Genomic DNA, 22,487 nt, shown 5'->3' with positions numbered 1-22,487 from the left:
CCGATGATCATGTGCGAAGGCTTGGTCAAAATTTTCAAAACGGACGATATCGAAGTCGTCGCTCTTCAAGGGCTGAACATTACCGTGAACGACGGCGAAATGATGGCGATTATCGGCAACAGCGGCAGCGGCAAATCGACGCTGCTGAACATTCTGGGCGGTCTCGACCGCCCGTCCGCCGGTCAAGTGAAGGTCGGCGATTGGGATTTGCTGAAAATTACCGACGATCAGCTCGTCGAATATAAGCGGAATACGGTCGGGTTCATTTGGCAGAACAATGCGCGGAACCTGCTCCCTTATTTGACGGCGATCGAAAACGTAGAAATGCCGATGATGCTCACAGGCAAATACGATCGGGAATATGCGAAGCAATTACTCGAATGGGTGGGCCTCAAGGATCGGATGAAAAACAAGCTGCATCAGCTGTCCGGCGGGGAGCAGCAGCGGGTGGCGATCGCGATTTCGCTGGCTAACCGGCCCAAAATGCTATTGGCGGACGAACCGACAGGTTCGGTCGACTCGCAAACGTCGGACTTGATCATGGACATTTTCCGCAAGTTGAACAGGGAGATTGGCATTACGATCGTGATCGTAACGCATGACTTGTCGCTCGCGGGTAAAGTCGACCGTGTCGTCGCGATCCGTGACGGGTTAACGAGCACGGAATTTATTAAACGAAATCCGAATCTGGATCATGCCGGGGAAGAGGTCGCGGCCCGAATCGGCACCACGGATCAAGCCCATGAGGAGTATGTCGTCGTCGACCGAGTCGGGCGACTTCAGGTTCCGAAGACATTCCTGGAGGCATTGCAAGTGAAGGATAAGGTTTCGATGGAATTTGACGGGGAAAAAATCGTCATCAAGGCACCTAATTCATTGGAGGGGTAAACATAATGAAACGCAAATCGGGGACTATCAAGAAGCTGCTCGTCGTTTCGTTGACGTTATCGTTAACGATTCCGCTTATGGCGGCGTGCAGCAAAAATACAGGGGAAGCGGAGCAGCAGAAAGTGCTTCGCATCGGCACCGTATACGGCTACGGCGATGACGATACGTACCTGCGCCAGCAGTTAACGGACATTTTCGAATATACGCATCCCAATATTAAAGTTGAAATCGTCTCGGCCGTTAGCGGAAATCGGTATGGTTACGATTCGTCGCAGCAAGAAAAACCGGAAGATCAGCTGAAAAAAGTGAAAGAGATGCTGACCGGACCGAATCCGCCGGACTTGATCATTCCGAGCTTCGAGATGATGCAAGATTTGATCAATGATAACATGCTCGTTTCGCTTAACCCGAACATCGAAAAAGATAAAATCGATCTGAACGAATTCGTTCCTACCGTCGTTGAAGGACTGAAAGCGTTAAGTGGAGACGGCAACCTGTACGCTCTTTCACCAACGTTCTATTCCTCGGCGTTGTTCTATAACAAGAAGATGTTCACGGACGCTCAAGTCGAGCCGCCGACGGATAATATGTCATGGGACGATATATTCAGCCTCGCGCGCCGCGTGACGAAGGGAGAAGGCAAAGACCGCAAATTCGGCTTCTCCTTCAATAATTACGCCGGCAGCGATCCGATCTGGAGCATGCAGCAAATTTATGCCGCGCCACTCGGCTTGAACATGTTCGATACGAAGGGCGAAAAAATGACGATCGACTCGCCGCAATGGGAGCGCGTATGGACTTCGGTATCAGGCATGTATAAAGATAAAATCATTCCGCAATATCAAGATATTGCGCCGCAAGACGGCAAAGACTGGTCGATCATGAACGAAGATCCTTTCATGGGCGGACGGGTCGCGATGGTGATCTCCGATTACGGCTACATCAGCCGTATTCTCGACATGAACAAAAACGCCGAAAAAATCAAAAACTTCCAGCGTGTCGATTGGGATGTCGTAACGCTTCCTACACATCAGGAAAACCCGGGCGTTGGCGGTTCGATCGGCATGAACAATCCGCTCGCGATCAATGCCAAAGCGCAAAATCCGGACTCGGCTTGGGAGTTCATCAAATTCGTAACAAGCGATGAGTGGGCGAAGCTGAAATCCCGCAATACGTATGAGCTTGTTCTTCGCAAGAAGTACATTCAGCCTCGAGAAGGATTGAACTATAACATTGCGGCGTTCTATACGTTAACGCCTGCGCTGCCGACGAACGATTCGAAGCTGTACTCAAAAATCCAGAACCTGTGGTCGGTGCAAGACCTCGGACGCCCGCTGTTTGATGAAGTGCTGAAGGGCACCAAGACGGTGAAGGATGCGCTCAAGGAATTCAAAACAAAAGGCGATGCCATGCTGGAGCAAATCAAGAAGAACCCGAATGGGCCTATTAATATGGACGGCGGCGCCGTTTCGACTGAAGTATACGCGAAATAATTCATAGGATAAGATGACATCCCGAATGGCCTTATGGGCCATTTGGGATGTTTTTGCATATCAATCCTTGCTATAATAGATTTATCTTCATGATAGGAAGGGGAGGCAAAGCATGAAACGCAAAGTTCATAGCAAAGAAGTCAAGGAAGCTGTCCTGAAGAAGCTTGAGGATCGCGGCGTCAGGCTAGAAGATATCGCAGAAATCGTTTATGAAATGCAGTCCCCCTATATTTCGGAATTGCGGATCGAATCGTGTCTCGACAGCGTTCGCGCCGTGCTCGAAAAACGCGAGCTGCAGCACGCTTTATTAGTAGGAATCGAGCTGGACACGCTGGCGGAGAAAGGATTATTGTCCGAGCCGCTGCAATCCATCGTAGAAACCGACGAAGGATTATTCGGTTGCGACGAGACGTTGGCATTGGGCTCCGTGTTAGGTTACGGCAGCATTGCCGTCACGACGTTCGGCCACCTGGACAAACATAAAATCGGCATCATCAAAAAACTCGATACGAAGGTTGGCCGGCAAGTGCATACGTTTCTTGACGATCTAGTAGCCAGCATCGCGGCTTCGGCTTCCAGCCGTATCGCCCATCGCTTCCGCGATGAAGAGGAAAGGGACGAACAGCTCCGTGAATCGGAGAATCAGAACAAGTCGGAAGAAAACGCAAGCTAAAGCTCGAATAAGATGATATGGCAGCTCTTCACCTATTCGGTTCACGGTGAAGAGCTTTTTATGTATGCGATAATTTAGCCGATTTTGGGCAAATATATAGATAAAGCATAATATATCCTTTGTATGTATGGAGGTTCGCCGAATGAAATGGATTTATTGGGTTAAATTGTACGATAGCAAGTTTCAAGCAGGCTGCTTGGTAAAAAGGATGGAGAACGATTGGTGGATCTATGGCTACGAGACGCCGCGGGAAATCGAAGTTTTCCAGTCCCGCAAAGGCCGATTCGGCGTTCGGTTTGTTCCATAGCCGCAGTTATGAAAAAAAGTGTTGACTAATGTGTGCCAAATGGTGTATATTTATTTTTGCCGCTATTAATTGAGGGTGCAACGGAATTTGTAGATTGTTCGTTACAATGACGCGGGGTGGAGCAGCTCGGTAGCTCGTCGGGCTCATAACCCGAAGGCCGCAGGTTCAAATCCTGCCCCCGCAACCAAAATAACTTATAAAGGATCCTAGCTCTGTCGATCGGAGCGATTGGTTCAATACGACGCGGGGTGGAGCAGCCCGGTAGCTCGTCGGGCTCATAACCCGAAGGCCGCAGGTTCAAATCCTGCCCCCGCAACCAAATTCTTTATAAGGGCCCTTAGCTCAGTTGGTTAGAGCGGTCGGCTCATAACCGATTGGTCGGGGGTTCGAGTCCCTCAGGGCCCACCAACGAAAAACCTATTTTATAGGGTTTTTTTTATTTTATCCGAAGTTTTTCATACATATACGATCGATCGAGGAAGCAGTAAAGGATTAGGGAGAAGGGAGCTAGTCATGGGAATATTAAAGAACGATTGGGTGCCGTTATTGGAAGACGAGTTTGAGAAACCGTATTACCAGAAGCTACGGCAGTTTTTGAAGGAAGAATATGCTACGGCGACGGTATACCCCGATATGTACGATATATTTGCCGCGCTGCACCTTACGCCTTTTGCAGAGACGAAAGTCGTTATTTTGGGACAAGATCCTTATCACGGGCCCGGACAAGCCCATGGCTTAAGCTTTTCGGTAAAGCCCGGCATTGCCCAGCCCCCTTCGCTCAAGAACATGTTTAAAGAATTGCAGAACGATCTGGGATGCCGAATTCCGAACCACGGCTATTTGGCGCATTGGGCGGAGCAAGGCGTGCTCATGCTGAATACTTCGCTTACCGTGCGCGAGCATACGCCGAATTCGCATCGCGGCATCGGCTGGGAGACGTTTACGAATCGGGTCATTTCCTTGCTGAACGAACGCGATATGCCGGTCGTATTTATTTTGTGGGGAAACAATGCCATCGAGAAGCTGGAGTTGATCGACACGTCCAAGCATCATGTCATTAAGTCGCCGCATCCGAGCCCGTTTTCGGCGAACCGCGGATTTTTCGGCAGCAAGCCGTTCTCGCGAGCCAACGCATTGCTGCGGCAGAACGGCATGGCCGAAATCGATTGGCAGATCCCTGACTTATGATTATTGCTTGTTAAGACGTTTTCACGGCGTAATAAAGAATACCGCCGACCACGTCCAGTATTTCGGCATACTTTGGCAATTTATCGTAAGCCGACAGCTTTTTTCTTTTGACGTCAAGCAGCATGGTTTTGTTTTGACCGTTCTCATCTCGCATCGCAACGACATAGGTGTCGCCGCCGATTGGCCATACCCGCTCCAAGGAGTAGGGAAGCCGAGTCAGCGGCGTTTTTTTGCCTGATTTGAGATTGAACAGGGATCTCCCAAGTTGCGCTAGATGTCCCAAATCGATACAGAAAAAAAGAACTTGCCTTTCATAGGCGAAATTTGGTATGATGGTTTTCGCTCTCTCTACGCGCATATTCACCGAACACGTCACTGCAAAACCTAAATTGTCGGTTGACGGAGGTGTTAATTTTTTAATCCTCAATTTCTTCGTTTTGTCTCTGCAAGTTACTGCACAAGCATCAACGCACATATGACTAATATCACTTGTCGTCCGCCGTCCATTTTCCATGTCATGTCTAAATCTTGCTTGTTTACGAAGCGGTGATCAAAATGAATGTGAACCTATCGCACAAAACGCCAAAACGGCTATTGAATCCGGCCAGCGGGTTTCTTGCGAAGTATACGCATACGCTAAATCCTTATGCCGGATGCTCGTTTGCCTGTTCGTATTGTTATGTCAAGCAAATGCCCGTGGCCCTGTTCCGCGAGGAGGCTTGGGGTACCTGGGTAGATGTAAAAACCGATGCGGGCGAGCTGCTGCGCAAAGAACTCGTTCGCGCGAAGCGCAAAGGTCCGGTTACGATTTTTATGTCTTCGAGCACCGACCCTTATCAACCGGCAGAGGTCAAGGAACGGATTACTCGATCCTTGCTGACGGCGATGCTTGACAATCAACCCGATTTCCTGTTCGTGCAGACGCGAAGTCCGCTCGTGACGCGGGATATCGATTTGTTCGCGGCATTCGGCGACCGCATACGGATCAGTATGACGGTTGAAACCGATTTGGAAGACATGCGAAAGGCGTTTACGCCTGCCGCGCCGCCGATCGCCGGTCGACTGGCCGCTTTGCGGGAACTGGTGCAGGCCGGTATCCCGGTACAAGCGACGATCGCGCCTGTTCTTCCTTGCTCCGATCAATTTGCAACAACGTTAGCCGGCATCGTGAACCGCGTTTGCATCGACGATTATGCGATGGGTGACGGAAGCGGCGGCAAACGGACGGAACGGAACGGCGTCCGCACCATCTATGAGCGACTTGGCTTAACCGATTGGTATGAGCGGGGCGCCTATGTCCGTGTACTTGATCAGCTCCGAAAGACATTTCCTGAAGGCTCGGTTTATGTGAGTGAAGCGGGATTTTTACCGTGAAGTACGTCGGGAAATGTGTTCCAAACGGATGAGTTCATAGAGTGGGGGAGATGATCGAAATGCTGTACCATTTCAGCGAAGAACCCGATATTCCGATATTCGTGCCTCGCCCCGTTGAGCGCGACCCGGCGATGGAGCCCGTCGTTTGGGCGCTTGACGAGGCCCGTTCGCTGCACTACATGCTGCCGCGAGACTGCCCTCGGGTGATCTATTGGAGATGCGAAAACACGACGCCGGAAGACGAAAAAACGTTTTTCGGCCATTCGGTTGCAAACAAAATTATGGCGGTTGAAAATCGCTGGCTGGACCGTATACGCCACGTGAAATTGTACCGTTACACAATGCCGGAGGAAACGTTCCGCATGATAGGTCCCGACGATACGGCGGGTTACTACGTTTCGCACGAAACCGTGACGCCCGTTATGGTTGAGCCTGCCGGCGACCTGATCGGCAATCTCATTCAAGGCGGCATCGAATTGCGTTTCACACCGTCGCTATACCCGCTACGGGACGCGATCATCGCTTCGACCGTCGATTTTTCAATCATTCGATTCAGAAATGCGATTCCATAACGATTACAAAACGAGTTCTCGGAAGGGGGAGCAATACGATGAGTGAACAGCATGAGCATTTCGCCGAGGAGCGGCGGAAGCTGCAGGAAACGATCGCTTTGATCGAGAAACGGTTATCCGCCATGAGTACGGAGCGTTATTACGGAGATGATCCGGCCTTACAGGCGCTCGATTACCAGAATGAAATGCGGCGCCGTAATTTGATGAGCGCGGCCTCGGAGCCTTATTTCGCCCGATTGGATTTTCATGAGGAGGGAACCGAAGCCACGATCCCTTATTACATAGGCAAACGAGGCGTTGACAACGAGGAGAACAGCCAGCTGGTCGTCGTGGATTGGCGGGCTCCCGTCGCGAGTATGTTCTATTCGTTTACGGGCGGTGACGGGCCTGGAACGTATACGGCGCCGGACGGGGAAGTGAGCGGCGAAGTGCTGCTGAAGCGCAATTTCGCCATTCGGAAGCAAGAGCTGCAGCGCGTTGTCGACAGCTACGTCAAAGGCGGCGACAATCTCGGCGTAGCGGACGATTACTTGCTGTACCGGCTGGGCGAGAACAAGGATAACCGGCTTCGCGACATCGTGTCGACGATCCAGGAGGAGCAGGACCGGATCATCCGGTCGCCCAAAGGGATGGCGCTTGTCATCCAAGGGGTTGCGGGAAGCGGGAAAACGACGGTGGCGCTCCATCGTCTCGCTTATTTGATATATCAATACCGGGAAACGATCCGTGCCGATAAAATGATTATTTTCGCACCGAACCGGATGTTCATCGATTACATATCCGATGTGCTTCCCGAACTCGGCGTAGGGGAAATCCAGCAAACGACGTTTGCCGAATGGGCTTCCTCGCTGCTCGGCGTCAAGCTTTCGGCTGATTCCGTAGCCCGGCAGTTCCAGTGGTTCGAGCGGAAATCCTCAGGCACCCCAACCGGTGAACACGTTACCGATGAGCTGCCAATGCTGTACAAAGGCTCGCTTCGGTTTATGGGATGGGTTGACCGCTGCCTGGCAGGATATGAAACGTCATGCGTCCCTTCGGAAGACTTCGAACCGTGGGAAACGGCCAAACTTCCGCTTAAGACAATCCGCGAATGGTATGATAATGAGTACAAGCATTACCCGGTTGCGAAACGCCGGCAGCGGGTCGTCGCCCGTATTGAGCGGTGGATTCGGATGGAGCTGGAGCGGGTCGGCGATCCGAAGCGGCGCAAAGCGTTCAAAACGAAGTCCGGACAACGCTTGCGGGCCTACCTGAAAGGTTGGCCGGACTTCAGCGCCGTCGATCTATACAAGCAGCTTCTGAACCGAAAAAGCTTTCCGGCGTATCTTCATACATCCTGGTTGGAGGAGCTGCCGGCCGGCGTCGCTTATTCTTTGTATCCGGAGGATCTGGCGCCGCTTGTGCTGATCCATTATCGAATCCATGGCAAAGACAGCGCCCAGTTTTTTGACCATACGGTCATCGATGAAGCGCAGGACTATTCGCCGTTCCAGCTGGCCGTGCTGCGGCAGTTCACCAAAAGCGATTCGTTCACGATTCTCGGCGATTTGTCGCAAGGCATCCACGTGCATTACGGCATTCACGATTGGGCGCAGTTCCTGGACATGTTCGATCAGGAGCAAACGGCGTTTTTTAAGTTGAACCGAAGCTACCGGTCGACGATGGAAATCATCCGATTCGCGAACGCCGTCATTTCCAGCGTCGGCGAGCCGGTCACGCTGGCGGAGCCGGTATTCCGGAGCGGAGAGCCGGTAGATGTCGTCCGTGTCGAGACGCCGGATCGGCTCGGGACGATTGAGAGCACGGTTCGGGCGCTTAAGGAGGCCGGCATGAATACGATCGCCGTTATCGGTCGTACGGAAGCGGACTGCTTGTCGGTGTACGAGTATTTGGAAAATCAGGGGCATTCGGCGACGTTATTGACGGTTGAGCGGAACGAATACCGCGGCGGAGTCTCCGTCCTGCCCGTATATCTCAGCAAAGGCTTCGAGTTCGATGCGGTGCTGCTCATCGATGTCGACACGAAGCGCTACGGCGAATCGGAAATGGAAGTGAAGCTCCTCTATGTCGGCTGCACGCGCGCACTGCACAAGCTCGTGCTGCATCATACGGCAGAGGCATCCCCGCTTATCCGCTCCATCCGCCAAGAGCCGGTCGGTTCTGGAAGCGACGCATAAAGGATAAAAAAATTTATCGTATCCGTCGAACCGCTGTCATCCGTCATTCGTTACCTTAAGATGAAACAACATTTTAGGGGAGGACGATACGAATGAAAACAAAATGGATGATGGCGGTTTTGACGCTTGCATTCCTGCTAATGGTCGGGGCGCAAGGCGCTGCGGCGGCTGAAACCAAGCAATCCCCGCTTCAATTGATGATGAATGGGAAATCGCTTAAGCTCGGGCAAATTTATGAGCACAACGGTTCGATTCTGGTGCCGTATCGGGCGTTGGCCCAAACCTTGGGCGCTTCCGTCAATTGGGATGCCAAGCTAAATCGCGTAACGGTGAAAAAAGGTTCCACCGAAGTCGGATTGCGTATCGGTTCGCAAACCGCATCGGTTAATGGCGTTGACGTCCAGATCGACGTCCCGGCTCTGCTGGTCAAAGGCAGTACGTATGTGCCGCTTCGTTTCGTGTCGGAAACGTTCGGGCTGAACGTCGCTTTCGACGGTAAAGCAAAAACGGTCACATTGGCTGCTCCGGCTGCGCCCGGGTTCAAAGTGTTCGGGGTGAAGGAAGGCGATGTGCTGAATACGAATCATCTCACAATTTCAATCGCCGTATTTCAGCATGAGTTGAAAGATTTTCGCACGAATCAGTCGCCGGCTACGGGACAAGGCCACATTCACGTTTGGCTCGATACGGACCCAAGCGATCCGAAAATCGCTTACAAGCAGATCGACGGCAAACCGATCGAATTCGATAAGGTTAAGCCGGGCCATCACATGCTGACGGTGCAGCTTGTCGGCAACGACCATAAACCGATTCAACCGGCCGTAAAGCAAACGATCATGTTTGGCACGACGGACACCTCGGGCAAAGCCGATTCCACAGGTTCAACGCCGAACAAACCTGCCGAGGATCCGAAAGGGAAACCGGAGTCGAAGACATACACGGTCGATCTTGAGAATTTCGCGTTCAGCTCGAAAAAACTGGAGATCGAGGCGGGTGCAACCGTTATTTTCACGAATAAGGACGATGCCGTACATACGGTAACCGCGGAGGACAAATCGTTCGACAGCGGCGATATGAACAAAGGGGATACGTTCAAGGTAACGTTCGACAAAGCCGGGGAGTTCCCGATCTATTGCAAGCCGCATGCTTCATTCATGAAAGCGGTCATTGTCGTAAAATAATACTGCTGCTGCCCGATGCGTAACGGATCCAAGAGTCCGGCATCGGGCTTTGCGGCGAAGGAGGGATGCGAGCGCATGGAGAACAAAACGGATGCGGAGCTGATGCATGACGTCATCGACAAGCAACGTCCTGCTTTGGAGCAGCTGTACGACCGGTATGTCCGGCTCGTTTATTCGTTTGCGATGAAGGCGACCAAGCAGGAGCAGGCTTCGCGGGAAATCGTTCAGCTCGTGTTTACCCGGTTATGGACGACGGAAAAGTACGATCCGGCCAAAGGCCAATTCGTCAATTGGCTGCTGACAATAACAAGAAACATCACGATCGATTATGTACGGCGAGAGAAGCGGCAGCAAGCCGCCGTTCGCCTGGAGCCGGAACAGTGGGGAAAGTTGGCCGACCGACCGGAATATGCGCCGGAACATATCGTCGATCGAAGCATGATGAAGCAATATATCCAACAAGCGTATCGGTATTTATCGGATCATCAGATCGAGTTGATCGATCATGTCTATTGGAAGGGCCATACTTTGTCGGAGCTGGCCGTCCTGCAAGGCGTGCCGGTCGGAACGGTCAAAAGCCGCCTGCATCAAGCGCTAACGATACTGCGCAAACATTTGCTCGTGGGAAAGGAGGGCTGACCGGGTGCAACAAAATCAAAACGAACATTGCGGCATGCTGATTCCATATGTGGCAGGGGAATGTACGCTCGAAGAACGCCTGCTGTACGAAGTTCATTTGCAGAGCTGCCCCAACTGCCGGGAGGAGCTGGTGGAGATGAAGCAGGTGTGGAATTTACTGTCGACGAACGTGGAGGAGGCGGAGGTGCCCCATGATTTGAAAGCGCAGGTGATGGGGGCTATTTTCGAGCAAGAGCCGCAAAAGCCGCAGTCTTCGCAATCGACGCAATTCAAGCAAGCCGGGCAAGTGCCGCCTTCTCAAGCGGTCAAGGAAAGGTTCCGCGAACGCGGACGCAGGAGAAGGGGCGTTTTACCGTTCGTTTGGTCGGCGGCGGCGCTCATTGTTATTGTTTCGGCAACGTTGTGGAATTATAGCTTGGTTCAGGAGCGAGTCAAGCTCGCGGAAGCGCCTCTTGATCAACCGGCTCAAGTAATGAACGTATATACGTTAGCTTCGACGGAATCCGCCGCTGCGGAGACGAGCGGCAAAGCGTGCATCATGAAACAGGGGGACCGCTATAAACTTGTCGTTTATTTGTACGGCCTCCCTGAGACTCAAGATCAGCAAGCATATCAAGTGTGGTTAATCCGGGACGGACAACGCGACAATGCGGGAACGTTCCAGGTCGATGCGAGCGGCTTAGGCGTCTTGACATATGAGCTGCCGGATGCCAAAAGACAATTTGATGCCATCGGCATAACTTTGGAGCCCGATTCGAAAGGGACTCAGCCTCGAGGCCGCAAAATACTCGGGACGCCATCTTAAGAAACGGGTATAGCAACCCGTTCGACACCTCGAGGATCGGTTGATTATTTTTTGCGCATAGCTTGTATGAGCAGTTTCATCTTCCGCATGCGGAAATAATTCGATCGATCCGGCAAATGCTTGAACATGTTCAATGAAAGCCACGGCAAATCGAAATTGACTTCGATAATCCATGGCTTCCCGTGCCGGTCGAGCCCGAAATCGATGCCGATTTCCGTCGTCGTCGCTTTGTAAAGGTTAAACCGATTGCTGATTTGATGGCTTAATCGAATAAGACGCTTCTTCATATCGTCAATCTGGCCGGAATTGTAGCCGAAGGACTGGCGAAGGGCTTGCTCGAACGGTATGATATAGCCCCCGGAACGCAGCACATTGTTAATGACGCTCCCTTTGCCCGACACTTTGGCGAGCAATCCGTAAAATTGCCAAACCCCGCCCGGTTTGCGCATCATCATAGAGCGAATGTCGAACGTCCGGCCATGAATCGTAGCTAACGGAACGCCTTGCTGCACAATGTATTTCGGGTCTGTCGTCAGACGACGGATACGGGTATACAGCTCATCGGCGGTTGAGGCGTGCGTCGGTTTGCCTTTGATCCGGATGAACGAATAGCCGGCATCGGTTTTGCGCGCTTGAATGATGCCTGTGCCGCCATGACGCAAGTCAGGCTTGACATAAACGACCTTGTACCGGTTTGCGAACCGGGCCAACGATTTTCGACTGAACAATGCGGTGTCCGGCAAATAAGGGCGGAAACGGGCATCCTTGCTGTAGAACGTGTGTAAGCTCCATTTGGAACTGGCCATCGGGTGACATCATCGTCCTCTCGTCCTTTTCTACAGCTTATTGTGGATGGGATGGACGGGTGAGGGTATAACGGCAAAAACCTCGCAAAACCAGCGGAAGATTCACTGGCGATGCGAGGTTTCGATTAAATCGATTAGTTCGTCGTACCTGTTGGCTGAAGCGGCACGTTTTCGATTTTTTGCAATACCGGCTTATATTTGGTCGAAATGAACGTGACGGCTTTCGGTTCCGTAATCGCTTGCGTTACGATCGTGCCCGGAGCCGGATTTTGCGTCGAATAGTAGATGATCGCTTGGTCGCCGCTGAAATCGATCCGATCGATCGCGATCGAATATCCGCCGGTTGGTTTTTTGCCGCGGGAAATCGTGATTTTATTAACTTCGCTGTCGACTTTATTGACATTTAGCGTCACGATATCGCTGGTCGGCTCGCTTACCTTCTGGTTGTCCAAATAGTCGACCGTATTCGCCAGCATGACCGCAGCTTCGTACCGGGTGATCGCTTTTTTCGGATAAAACTTTTCGTTTTTGTCCAGGCTCGCGACTTGAATGATAAGCAGCTTCTGAATGGCGTTCATGTAGTTCGAATCGACGTCTTTGTCATCTTTTAGGACGATGAATTGCTCTGTCGTCACCAGATCGATTTTCGTAATCAGCGCTTTGTACAGGTAGTTCGCGAATTGCTCGCGAGTCATCATTTTGCCCGGATCGATATCTTGGGGCACTTCCAGACCTTTGTATTGGGCGATGACGAACGCCCCGGCATACCACGCTTTGTCGGAAATTTTCGTATAATAGTCGCTCGCCAGCGGCGCTTTAATAAATCTGATCGTGTCGAGGTTCAGTCCCAATCCTTTGACGATCAATGCGATGCCTTCCGCGTTCGTCAGCTGCTTCTTCGGTCCGAACTTCCGGTCGGAGATGCCTTGCAGCAAACCTTTCTCCTTTAAAGCTTCGATTTTATCTTTGCCTGCCTCGTCTTTCAAATCGTCAAATCCAACGGCGGATACCGATCCGCCCAAAGCCAGCATGAACGCGCAAATCAACAATAGGACGACGCTCCACTTCTTTCTCACCACAAACAGCTCCTTTTCAGCTCAATTAGAATGTATTTCCTCTTTGTAATTCCTCAGACGGCCGATGCTGTACAAAGGTTGCAGCGCGAGTTAAAAGTATTGATTGCGATATTCCGAAGGCGTCATGCCCTCCTGCTCCATGAATCGCTTGTTGAAATAGCTGACGCTGGGGTACCCCGACTCATGGGCGATTTGCTGGATCGTGGCGTCCTTGTGCTCCAAGAGCATTTGTTTGGCATGGCGGATGCGGCATAAGGTGATGAACGTAAGCGGAGTCATTTGGGTCGCCTGGCGGAACAATTTGCAAAAATAATATGTGCTCACCTTGGCGCGGTCCGCCCACTCATCCAAATAAAACGGGAGGCAAGCGGAGTTCTGCATGTCGGGCAGCAGTTGAATGATGCGGTCGATATTGTCGCTGCCTTTATTCGGCGTGAGCGGAACGGCCTGGTTGATGAATTCGGTCAGTATACCGTAGGTTAGCATGGACAACCGGGAAGGGTAGAGGAATTTGTTCTCGTTCATTTCAGCCGTCAACGCTTCGAATGCCTGCTCGAGCGGCTTCCATTGCCGCATCGTCCACAATTGCGAGCGGTGCAGTCCTTTTTCGATAAGGAAGTCCTTGAGCAGGTGGCCGTAAAAATGAACAAACCGAACATCCCACGGATCGCCGAGGTCGGAATAATAGCGCTGCGCTTGCAGCGGAAAATACAAGACGGCGTCGCCTTTATGCAGCGTGTGCGCGATTCCGTCGATTTCGACGTAGCCTTTGCCGTTCGTCACGAAATGAATATTAAAATCGTTGCGGGTGCCTACCTCGCGGGTCACGCTGTGATCCGCACTCCGGATATTATAACCGACCGATTCGGGAAAACAGAAAAATTGCTTGTCACTGATGGTCGGCAGCGTGAAGTGGGTTTCCATGAGCAACTCTCCGATAACAATATTGTTGTAGGCACGTCAATATAGTGCCATTTTCATTTTATACCTTCACATTTATAATAACAATATCGAATTAATTATAAAGAAAAGAGGGTGTGCAATGAGCGATCGAACTTTGCGCTGGGGAATTATCGGCTGCGCCGGCATTGCGAAAGGCGCCGTCATTCCGGCGATTCAACAATCTACGAGCGGTACTGTCCTGGCCATTGCGAGCCGAAGCTTGGAGAAAGCGAAAGCAACGGCGGAACAGCTAGGCATTCCGAGGGCGTACGGCTCGTACGAAGAAATATTGGCTGACGACAATATTGATGCAGTGTACATACCGCTGCCGAACCATTTGCATCGCGAATGGGCGATTCGGGCTGCGGAGGCGGGCAAGCATATTTTATGCGAGAAGCCGATGGCGCTTACGGCAAGCGAAGCGGAGGAGATGGTCACGGCAGCAGAACGCGCAGGCGTACTGCTGGCAGAGGCGTTCATGTACCGACACCATCCGCGGTACGAACGCATCGCCGAAATCGTCCGTTCGGGCGAAATCGGAGAGCTTCGCGGGTTGCACGGCACGTTTACGTTCAATAACGCGGGGGACAAGTCTAACTTTCGTTATGTTGCCGCATGGGGGGGCGGGTCGGTTTATGACATAGGCTGTTATCCGATCAGCGCGGCACGGCTTATTATGGGCAAGGAACCGGAAGCGGTTACAGCTCGGGCGTTGTTTTCGCCGGAGCACGGGGATGTCGATATGATGGCTTCCGGCTTGATTGAGTTTGAAGGCGATGTCTCATTGACATTTGACTGCGGTATGTGGGCCGATTTCCGCAACACGTTCGAAATTCTCGGCACGTCGGGACGGATTGAAATCCCTTCGGCCTTCGTCGCAAGTCCGGGGACGGACGGGTTTATCGTTGTGAGCGGAGGGCAGCGCCGCGAGGAAACGGTATCGGTACCGAACCAATATGTGCTGCAGGTAGACGATTTTGCTAAAGCCGTATTTGAAGGAACGCCGCTCCGCTTTGCGCCTCAAGATGCCGTAAACAACATGAAAGTTATCGATGCGTGTCTGGCGTCTGCGCGTCAGAAAAAACGAATTAATCTATCCTAATCGGAAATGGAGATAATCTCATGAAAAAAATAAATGTCGCTGGCGTTCGGCAAGGCTGCACGCAGCTCATTCTCGGTTCGACGATGTTTCATAACGCGAGTATGGAATTTACGAACGAGATGCTGGACGCTTATGTGTCCCTTGGCGGTAATACGATCGATTCAGCCCATGTTTACGGTGCTGAAAGTGCCAAAGCCGTTGGTTTGTGGATGGAATCGCGGAGCAATCGGGGCGATATGGTCATCATCGGCAAAGGTGCGCATCATGATCATCTCGGGCCGCGGATGACGAAGCAGGCGATCGCCGATGATTTGACGGAATCGCTCGAGCGGCTGCGCAGCGATTATGTCGATATCTATATGCTGCATCGTGATGATGTCAATACGCCGGTCGGATACATACTGGAAGCGCTTAATGAAGAGCTGGAAGCCGGCCGCTGTCTAGCACTCGGCGTCTCGAACTGGACGTATCAGCGAATCCAAGAGGCGAATGAATACGCCGCCGCGCATGGCTTGACCGGGTTTGTGTGCAACAGCCCGAACCTCAGCTTAGCGAAGCCGAATGAACCGCGTTGGCCGGGCTGCGTTTCCGTGGATTCGGATTATGCCGCATGGCATGAACGTTCGCAGATGCCTCTGCTGTCCTGGTCGTCGCAGGCGGGAGGATTTTTCACCGGGCGGTTCGCTCCGGATAAGCTGGACGACGCCGAAGCGGTGAGAGTCTACTACAGCGATGCCAACTGGGAAAGATTGCGCCGGGCCGAGATTTTGGCAAAGGAGAAGGGAGTTGACGCCAACCAGATTGCACTTGCTTACGTGCTGCATCAGCCGTTCCCGACTTGTGCGCTCGTCGGACCCTACAAGGTGAGCGAGCTGCGCTCCAGCGCAATAGCATTGGATGTGGAGCTGACGCAGGGTGAGTTCCGTTGGTTGGATTTAGCGCAGGAATCGCGGTAAGGATTGCTCGGGAAGATGACTCGGTCGTAATCGAGTGTGGTATGCACGAATAGTTTGGTGTTGAGCAGCTTAAGCTCGGTTAACATTTCGGAAGTCTCGTTTCCTTCGGGGAACGGGACTTTTTTTCGTTGGAAGAGCTTGACAATGGAATGTATGTTCGGTAGAATAGAAGTAGATACGGGAACAAATGTTCTTTGTTGGAGGAGAGATGCGGAAATGAACCAGGCGATATTACATACGGATGAAGAGCTTATGCTAGTCACAACATACATGCTGTACCCCCTTATTCTTGATTTATTGGAACGCGATTTGAAAGTCATGAACATACTTCAGCTCAGGATGCTTCCCGTCTCCGCCAGCACGTTCAGGCAAGCGCAAGAGATGATTATGAAAGACATTGCCGCTATGCGGAAGTCGATCCGGCTGCAAGGGGTGATCATTTATGAAGAACGCCGAGCGGAGAAGGGTCTCGAGATTACGTTTGTATGCCGCGGCGATCGCCGTCATGTGCATTTGCCATGGAATCAAGTCCGCGGTGAAGTCGTAAGGAAGCTTGGTCATTATTTCGGTGTGACAGCGTTGGAGAGCAGCTTAGGGGAGTAATCTCAAATAAAATTAAATATTGTGTTGACATATGGGCTGCTCCTTGGTATTATATATCTTGTCGCTGCTAATTACGATCTGATAGCTCAGCTGGGAGAGCACCATCTTGACAGGGTGGGGGTCACAGGTTCGAACCCTGTTCAGATCACCATAATACAAATGCGATAACCCTTGAGGAATCAAGGGTTTTTTTATTTTTTGTTCTGACCTTGCCAAAGTTGAATTAAGGAGATATGAGTAGGTTGGAGACGAGTTGGGGACGATATAAAGTTTTGTTGAAAATCAAGCGGAGCGTGACTTGACCCGATTAATGAATTTGATTAATAAAGAGAGTGAATAGTAGGTGATTAATACACTGATTATAAAGATATCTGCTCTAAATGAAGTTGTAGTGAAAAAGCGTTCAAAAATGAAAATATTGTTGGTAGGGGCTTCCAAACCATGGTACGTAATAAAGTTCAAAGGAAAACCCAATTTAAATACTTGATACCCATCTTGATGAAAAGTCCCCCACCAAATTGAAGAAAGCGGTAAGATGAAGCTCCATAGCAGAAGTCTTGTCTTATTCAAATCGTTTTTCCCCTCCTTTGCATAATTAAACATATTATAACAGGAAAAGTTAGGGGGTTCGAGTGCGGATATTTGAATTATGAATTTTTATTAATCTGCTACAGCCCTATATAAATTGAACAAATGCCGGGCTGCGCAATAATCCAGCTCGCGTCCAATTCCGCATTTTAACTTTTGACCGTAGCCGTGGCTCCACAAATACATAATCTGTATTCTCCCCGGTAATTATTGATTGGCTGACGTTGAAGAACGCTTTTTTCTGCGCCGTAGTGACGCCAAGCTCAATAATCCCCGCCGGCCGCAACTGGCCGCCGTCATCAACTGCAACGAGCCACCCGAATTCGCTTTTGCGCCAGCCGGCGATGACTACTTCGGCATACTGCCAGTTGATTACTTTTTGCCATGCTGCCGATCGGCGGCTTACGTATGTGCTTTCCTTCCTCTTTGCAACGATTCCTTCAAGCTGTCGCGATTTGATCTCCTCAAAAAGCCGCTCGCCTTCCCTCTCGATATACAGTATTTTCGATACGCGTTCGTTTCCGAAATTGAGATGAGCTAGAATTTCTTTACGTTTTATTAGCGGTAATCCGCGCAAGTCTTGGCCGTTTAAGCGCAGGATATCAAATACGATATAGTTCGCCGGCAGCGACGCGGCTAGCGAATTGATTTTTTCGTCCTTATGGGCAGAGAACCGTTCCATTACGGATTCAAATTCGATCGCGCCGGTCTGAGGATCAACGCAAGCGACCTCTCCATCCAATACGATATCGTCGATTGCAATATGAAGCAGCTCCGGGTATTGTCGCGTACACTCCACCTGATGCCGCGTATAAAGGCGGGTCCGTCCGTTTTGGCGCGACAAGATCAGCCGGTGGCCGTCAATCTTGGGCTCAAATATATAATCAGCATGGGAAAATGCGGATTTTGCTGTTGTAAGAAGCATCGGAGCTATAAACAAATGAATCACCTCAAATCCATGGTAGCAAAATATATGCTCTTGGAAACAAGGTAAGTATTGGGAACGCATCAATGGTTTTATTGAACGATGTCACAAATAACGCCCTTGGCATTTCCTTTTGGAGGAGGCCAAGGGCTGATGGATCGCAACGACTTTTGTTATTTACTTGAATGATAGAATACGGCGGTACATTTCATAGTCCCCCAACTTGTGGAAATGGGACATCAGCGGTTTCAAATTGGCCTCAATCACCCAGACGCGGCCATTTTTGTCAACGCCCATATCGAACCCGAAAATTCGATGGCCGTGATACAATTTACTCAAACGATTTGCGGAGAGAAGGGCCACGCGGTTTACTTCATCAACCAATGTGTTTGTGGATTTGGCCAGTGAAGATCGGCGAATAGCCGACTTTATATGCATAACGGTTCCTTTACTTCGGGATATATTCGTGACGATATAACCTTTGCCGGCTACTTTGGCCAGTCTGCCGGTTACGTGCCATGGGGAAGCCGATGTATGGCGTTGGACGATGACACGCATGTCAAAGGGCCGGCTATTGATCGTGGCCAGTTTGATTCGGCGCTGAACCAGATGTTCGCGCCTGCTGCTTTTCACTTTGTTCAGAACGTAAGCATAAAGAGATTCTTTTGAGTGAAAGACGGTTTTAACGTTCTCAAGATGAAATTCGTAAGCGCCGTTTCCGAGCGCAGTAATCATTTTGACTCGCGCGCCTCTGCTGCTCAGTGTCGGTTTCACGATGATCTGGCCATATTTGTCCAGCATGTACCAAAAAGCGCTTCTCGAGAAAAGCATTGTTTTCGGAAGGTGTGAAGCCAACCGATTCGATTTGACCATGAATCTATATTTTAACCATTTGCTTGCACGCTTCTTCATTGTTCATCCGCCTTTCTTGGCAACCAGCCAATTCCTTCGAGGTACGCCTCCAACAATCTCAGAAACGCTTCAATGTCTTTGTACGTGATGTCTCCTATGTTGGCTACGCGAAACATGCCCTGCTTCTCCAGCTTGCCGGGATAAATCGTAAAGCCTCTCGCGTAAAAAAAATCGTGCATTTGCTGAAAATCGTATTCCTCACAATCGGGCTCCACGATCGATGTCACGATTTTGGAATGGTGATCATCCTGTACGAGATAAGTTAATCCCAGCCGACGGATACCGCGGGCTAATGTATCCCACGATTTGCAGTATCTAGCGTATCGAGCTGCGATACCTTCATCTTTCAGCTCTTTGATCGCCTGTTCCAGCGCATACAAAGTTTGTACCGGTGGAGTAAATCTCATTTGACGCGTCTCGGAGTAATAAGTGTATTGCTCATATAGATTCAAGTAATAACTTCTCGCTTTAACTTGCTTCAGTCTGTTCAAACTGTCTCTGTTTGCGACGACAAAAGAAACGCCGGGCATCCCTTGCAAATTTTTATTCGAGCTTGCCGCGAGGAACGCGATATTCATTTGTTCCATTCGGACCGGAACGGCACCGTAGGAACTCATTGCGTCCACGATCATCTCGATCTGGTGCTTTCGGCAAAGCTCTCCGATCGACTGAATGTCATTCAGAAGTCCGGTTGTCGTTTCATTGTGGACAACGGCAAGATGGGAAACTTTATGGGGAGCATTCATCATCCTCTGTTCCAGCATATTCATATCGATTGGCTGGTCGGGAGCGCTTTGGAATTCAAGAGCGGTCAATCCGTATGTTTCGGCGATTTGACACATCCGCTTGCCATAAGCGCCATTATTGACGATGATGACCGAGCTTGTTCCGATCACAGAGCTTAGGATGGCTTCCACAGCGGCCGTACCGGAGCCTCCGAACAAAATGGTTGTATAATGAAGCGGGTCAGCCACGAACCGTGTAAGTTCCTCGCATATCGATTCCATCAACCGACCGAATTCCATTTCTCGCGGACAAATGTCGGGAACGACTTGGGCGAATTTGACGCTATCGGTCGTTGTAGCGGGACCGGGATTTAGCAGTATATTTCGTTTTATCGATAGCATTCCGATCCGCCGTCCTTTTTCATAGGAGGTTCGCCGTTTAGAAACCGTTGCAGCCGGTCTTTCACTTCATAAGGCTTGATATGGGGCCGACCAAGCTGATCTTTGGAGCCTTTTGCTATTTTCATATAAAGAAAGGTAAGGCATTTTGTTTGTTCCCATTCCTGGATTGCATGCTCCATTTCTTTCAGATTGTGAACATAGATAGAATGACGATAACCGCAGGAAGCCGCAATTTCTACGAAATTGACATGATGGGAAACGGTGCTTTGTCCACCCGTCGAATCGTGGGAATTGTTATCCAACAAAATATGCAGCATGTTGGTCGGACCATAATAACCGTTCGTTGCGAGACTTCCCATCCTCATCAGCACAGAACCGTCCCCGTCAATGACGATGACGGACTTCTCCGGCCGCGCCAACGCAAGGCCAAGTCCCAACGAACTAGCGCATCCCATAGAGCCGACCATATATAAATTTCCGTTGTTATCCTCAATTTCGTAAAGCTCTCTCCCGGTTTTTCCGGTAGTAGCAAGAAGCACGTTATTTTCGCATTTATTATGGTTGATGACGGTAAGGGCTTCGTAACGGGATGGCGTTTGGTCTGCTGTCTTTTTCACCAGTTTTCGCTCATTGATAGTAGTATTCGTCACCTGTTTTTGCAGCGGCTCCTTTGCAAACGTCCCTTTTCGCACAACAAAGAAAAACGGCTTGTTTTGCTCGATGACGGAAACTGCGTGCAGCAGCTGTTTGCCTGCCTCGAACGGGTCCAAAGAAAGATATTGCCATTCCACCTGCATCAAGCAGAGCATTTGCTCTGTAATTTGTCCCATCAATTCGTGCTGGGGTTCGTCGAAAATTCCCGGCTCCCCCCGCAGGCTGACAAATCCGAGGACAGGAATACGAAAAGGGTAGTTCAGTGAGACAAGGGGAGAAACGGCATTCGTCAATCCCGAATTTTGCATCAGGACGACTGTTTTTTTTCCGCCGAGCCAGGCTCCCGCTGCAATCGCAACCGCATCTCCTTCATTTGCCGCTCCAACGTATTCGCACTCATTGATGGCGTAGTTGATCATACTATTCAAAAAAGAACAGGGCACACCCGTATAAAAAGTAAAGCCCAAGTGGTGCAGCTGTTCACCGAATTCTTTCATCGAAATCATGTAGGTTCACCCTTAGGATCCGTTCCGCCGGAAGGAAGATATTTCCGTTCCGCCGCTTCTAATTCATCAACCCGCTGCAGTCGAAAAATTTCATCGACTGTCGCGATATTGTTTTCCGCCCCGTCAATGCGATTGTCCCTGAAAATTTGAGCGGAGATTTCCTGCATCGCCTTGACCGATGCCCGAAAATTATGGTTAGCCCAAATGACGAGGCTAATGCCAAGTTCCTGAAAACGCTCTGTCGGCGTTTTGTAATATTTCGTCGGGACAATGACGACCGGAAGATTTGCTCCCCATTCCTTCATAAAGGCTTGAATTTCCGATATATCCGATCTTTTACTATGGATAAGAACGGCATCCGCGCCGGCCTGCCGATAAGCTTCCGCGCGGGTTAAAGCTTCCTTAAGCCCCCAGCCTGTAATAAACGCTTCGACTCGGGCTACAATGGTAAAATCATCGTCCGACTGTGCATCCTTCATCGCTTTGATTTTGCCGCAAAACTCGGCGATGTCGGCGAGAGGTTGAGCCTGTGCATTGATAAACGAGTTCGTTTTCGGAAATAACTTATCCTCAATACAGACTCCGGCAATTCCCCGTTGCTCCAACTTCTTGACCAATCGTCTCGCATTGTTGAAGTTTCCGTATCCCGTATCTCCGTCCAACAAAATCGGCACGGACGTCGCATCGTTCATAAACTCCAGCACTTCCAATACTTGTGTCCACGAAGCTTCGTTATTGTCCCTTACGCCTAATGCAGCGGAAATGGACAATCCGCTTGCCCATATCCCTTGAAAGCCGGCTTCCTCGACAATTTTTGCCGACATCCCGTTGTGGGCTTCCATAATAAATTCCGGATGATGGGATTTTATTAATTGATTGAGTCTAGTAGTTTTCTTCAATGCAAATAATCCCTCCTTAATTAAGAGATGCACATATATAACATGATATTGTACTGCTCCGCCGCTTGATTGGACGGATTATACGGATTAGTTG

The 22,487-nt window shown here is 50.5% G+C and carries 23 protein-coding genes and 4 tRNA genes; 18 read left to right on the top strand and 9 right to left on the bottom strand.

Annotated features, from left to right (window positions below; genetic code table 11):
• The first annotated feature begins 3 nt into the window (after positions 1 to 3).
• From AC0LWM_RS08555 to AC0LWM_RS08520, 8 genes are all read left to right on the top strand, one after another.
• Complete coding sequence (locus tag AC0LWM_RS08555) at positions 4 to 888, top strand: ABC transporter ATP-binding protein (RefSeq protein WP_474674486.1); 885 nt, start codon at positions 4 to 6, stop codon at positions 886 to 888.
• A 5-nt stretch (positions 889 to 893) separates the two neighbouring features.
• Positions 894 to 2,381 carry an ABC transporter substrate-binding protein gene (locus AC0LWM_RS08550; protein ID WP_474674485.1) on the top strand — a complete coding sequence of 496 codons (1,488 nt, stop codon included), beginning with the start codon at positions 894 to 896 and terminating at the stop codon, positions 2,379 to 2,381.
• A 112-nt stretch (positions 2,382 to 2,493) separates the two neighbouring features.
• Positions 2,494 to 3,054: a phosphatidylglycerophosphatase A family protein gene (locus AC0LWM_RS08545; protein ID WP_474674484.1), complete on the top strand. Its 561-nt coding sequence runs from the start codon at positions 2,494 to 2,496 to the stop codon at positions 3,052 to 3,054.
• Positions 3,055 to 3,196: 142 nt separating this feature from the next.
• Entirely contained in the window at positions 3,197 to 3,361 is a 165-nt protein-coding gene (locus AC0LWM_RS08540; protein WP_474674483.1) for a hypothetical protein, read from the top strand.
• A gap of 110 nt (positions 3,362 to 3,471) precedes the next feature.
• A tRNA-Met gene (locus AC0LWM_RS08535) sits at positions 3,472 to 3,548 on the top strand.
• Between the two features lie 55 nt (positions 3,549 to 3,603).
• Positions 3,604 to 3,680: transfer RNA gene (locus AC0LWM_RS08530), tRNA-Met, on the top strand.
• A gap of 12 nt (positions 3,681 to 3,692) precedes the next feature.
• Positions 3,693 to 3,769, top strand: a tRNA-Ile gene (locus AC0LWM_RS08525).
• Positions 3,770 to 3,874: 105 nt separating this feature from the next.
• A complete protein-coding gene (locus AC0LWM_RS08520) occupies positions 3,875 to 4,549 on the top strand; it encodes a uracil-DNA glycosylase (RefSeq protein WP_474674482.1) in 675 nt (224 codons plus the stop codon).
• A gap of 10 nt (positions 4,550 to 4,559) precedes the next feature.
• On the opposite strand, the gene AC0LWM_RS08515 is transcribed toward AC0LWM_RS08520, so the two are convergent.
• Positions 4,560 to 5,063 (bottom strand): hypothetical protein, encoded by a 504-nt coding sequence (locus tag AC0LWM_RS08515; RefSeq protein ID WP_474674481.1) that lies wholly within the window; start codon positions 5,061 to 5,063, stop codon positions 4,560 to 4,562.
• 41 nt (positions 5,064 to 5,104) lie between these two features.
• On the opposite strand from AC0LWM_RS08515, the gene AC0LWM_RS08510 reads away from it, so the two are divergent.
• The 6 genes from AC0LWM_RS08510 to AC0LWM_RS08485 all read left to right on the top strand — a co-directional run bounded on the left by AC0LWM_RS08510 (position 5,105) and on the right by AC0LWM_RS08485 (position 11,297).
• Complete coding sequence (locus AC0LWM_RS08510; protein WP_474674480.1) at positions 5,105 to 5,923, top strand: SPL family radical SAM protein; 819 nt, start codon at positions 5,105 to 5,107, stop codon at positions 5,921 to 5,923.
• A gap of 59 nt (positions 5,924 to 5,982) precedes the next feature.
• Positions 5,983 to 6,495 carry a DUF6886 family protein gene (locus AC0LWM_RS08505; RefSeq protein WP_474674479.1) on the top strand — a complete coding sequence of 171 codons (513 nt, stop codon included), beginning with the start codon at positions 5,983 to 5,985 and terminating at the stop codon, positions 6,493 to 6,495.
• Positions 6,496 to 6,533: 38 nt separating this feature from the next.
• On the top strand, positions 6,534 to 8,672 hold the full coding sequence (locus AC0LWM_RS08500; RefSeq protein ID WP_474674478.1) for a HelD family protein: 2,139 nt from the start codon (positions 6,534 to 6,536) through the stop codon (positions 8,670 to 8,672).
• 92 nt (positions 8,673 to 8,764) lie between these two features.
• The gene (locus AC0LWM_RS08495; protein ID WP_474674477.1) at positions 8,765 to 9,853 is read left to right on the top strand and encodes a stalk domain-containing protein; all 1,089 of its coding nucleotides are present in this window, start codon (positions 8,765 to 8,767) and stop codon (positions 9,851 to 9,853) included.
• Between the two features lie 75 nt (positions 9,854 to 9,928).
• Positions 9,929 to 10,492 (top strand): RNA polymerase sigma factor, encoded by a 564-nt coding sequence (locus AC0LWM_RS08490; RefSeq protein ID WP_474674476.1) that lies wholly within the window; start codon positions 9,929 to 9,931, stop codon positions 10,490 to 10,492.
• A gap of 4 nt (positions 10,493 to 10,496) precedes the next feature.
• A complete protein-coding gene (locus AC0LWM_RS08485; protein WP_474674475.1) occupies positions 10,497 to 11,297 on the top strand; it encodes an anti-sigma factor in 801 nt (266 codons plus the stop codon).
• Positions 11,298 to 11,341: 44 nt separating this feature from the next.
• Here the strand turns inward: AC0LWM_RS08485 and AC0LWM_RS08480 are convergent, their stop codons facing one another.
• From AC0LWM_RS08480 to AC0LWM_RS08470, 3 genes are all read right to left on the bottom strand, one after another.
• Positions 11,342 to 12,103: a YheC/YheD family protein gene (locus AC0LWM_RS08480; protein WP_474674474.1), complete on the bottom strand. Its 762-nt coding sequence runs from the start codon at positions 12,101 to 12,103 to the stop codon at positions 11,342 to 11,344.
• Between the two features lie 134 nt (positions 12,104 to 12,237).
• The gene (locus tag AC0LWM_RS08475; protein ID WP_474674473.1) at positions 12,238 to 13,179 is read right to left on the bottom strand and encodes a protease complex subunit PrcB family protein; all 942 of its coding nucleotides are present in this window, start codon (positions 13,177 to 13,179) and stop codon (positions 12,238 to 12,240) included.
• Positions 13,180 to 13,269: 90 nt separating this feature from the next.
• Positions 13,270 to 14,103, bottom strand: coding sequence for an AraC family transcriptional regulator (locus AC0LWM_RS08470; protein ID WP_474674472.1), 834 nt, complete (start codon positions 14,101 to 14,103; stop codon positions 13,270 to 13,272).
• 118 nt (positions 14,104 to 14,221) lie between these two features.
• On the opposite strand from AC0LWM_RS08470, the gene AC0LWM_RS08465 reads away from it, so the two are divergent.
• The 4 genes from AC0LWM_RS08465 (at position 14,222) to AC0LWM_RS08450 (ending at position 16,933) form a co-directional block, all read left to right on the top strand.
• Positions 14,222 to 15,223, top strand: coding sequence for a Gfo/Idh/MocA family protein (locus AC0LWM_RS08465; RefSeq protein WP_474674471.1), 1,002 nt, complete (start codon positions 14,222 to 14,224; stop codon positions 15,221 to 15,223).
• Between the two features lie 20 nt (positions 15,224 to 15,243).
• The gene (locus AC0LWM_RS08460; RefSeq protein WP_474674470.1) at positions 15,244 to 16,179 is read left to right on the top strand and encodes an aldo/keto reductase; all 936 of its coding nucleotides are present in this window, start codon (positions 15,244 to 15,246) and stop codon (positions 16,177 to 16,179) included.
• Between the two features lie 216 nt (positions 16,180 to 16,395).
• Positions 16,396 to 16,782, top strand: a complete 387-nt coding sequence (locus AC0LWM_RS08455; RefSeq protein WP_474674469.1) for a YhjD family protein — start codon at positions 16,396 to 16,398, stop codon at positions 16,780 to 16,782.
• A gap of 75 nt (positions 16,783 to 16,857) precedes the next feature.
• Positions 16,858 to 16,933: transfer RNA gene (locus tag AC0LWM_RS08450), tRNA-Val, on the top strand.
• Between the two features lie 525 nt (positions 16,934 to 17,458).
• Here the strand turns inward: AC0LWM_RS08450 and AC0LWM_RS08445 are convergent.
• The 5 genes from AC0LWM_RS08445 to aepX form a co-directional block, all read right to left on the bottom strand.
• Positions 17,459 to 18,310: an ATP-dependent DNA ligase gene (locus AC0LWM_RS08445; protein ID WP_474674468.1), complete on the bottom strand. Its 852-nt coding sequence runs from the start codon at positions 18,308 to 18,310 to the stop codon at positions 17,459 to 17,461.
• Positions 18,311 to 18,472: 162 nt separating this feature from the next.
• On the bottom strand, positions 18,473 to 19,207 hold the full coding sequence (locus AC0LWM_RS08440; RefSeq protein WP_474674467.1) for a YheC/YheD family protein: 735 nt from the start codon (positions 19,205 to 19,207) through the stop codon (positions 18,473 to 18,475).
• Positions 19,204 to 20,334 (bottom strand): 2-aminoethylphosphonate aminotransferase, encoded by a 1,131-nt coding sequence (locus AC0LWM_RS08435; RefSeq protein ID WP_474674466.1) that lies wholly within the window; start codon positions 20,332 to 20,334, stop codon positions 19,204 to 19,206. Before AC0LWM_RS08435 ends, AC0LWM_RS08440 begins: the two co-directional genes overlap by 4 nt.
• Entirely contained in the window at positions 20,322 to 21,494 is a 1,173-nt protein-coding gene (gene aepY, locus AC0LWM_RS08430; RefSeq protein WP_474674465.1) for a phosphonopyruvate decarboxylase, read from the bottom strand. The genes AC0LWM_RS08435 and aepY overlap by 13 nt, the downstream gene beginning before the upstream one ends.
• Complete coding sequence (gene aepX, locus AC0LWM_RS08425; protein WP_474674464.1) at positions 21,491 to 22,393, bottom strand: phosphoenolpyruvate mutase; 903 nt, start codon at positions 22,391 to 22,393, stop codon at positions 21,491 to 21,493. Before aepX ends, aepY begins: the two co-directional genes overlap by 4 nt.
• Between the last annotated feature and the right edge of the window lie 94 nt (positions 22,394 to 22,487).

Source organism: Paenibacillus sp. sgz302148 (genome assembly GCF_056120465.1).
Note: the sequence above shows the minus strand (reverse complement) of the source record. Positions and strands in the feature narration are given on the sequence as shown.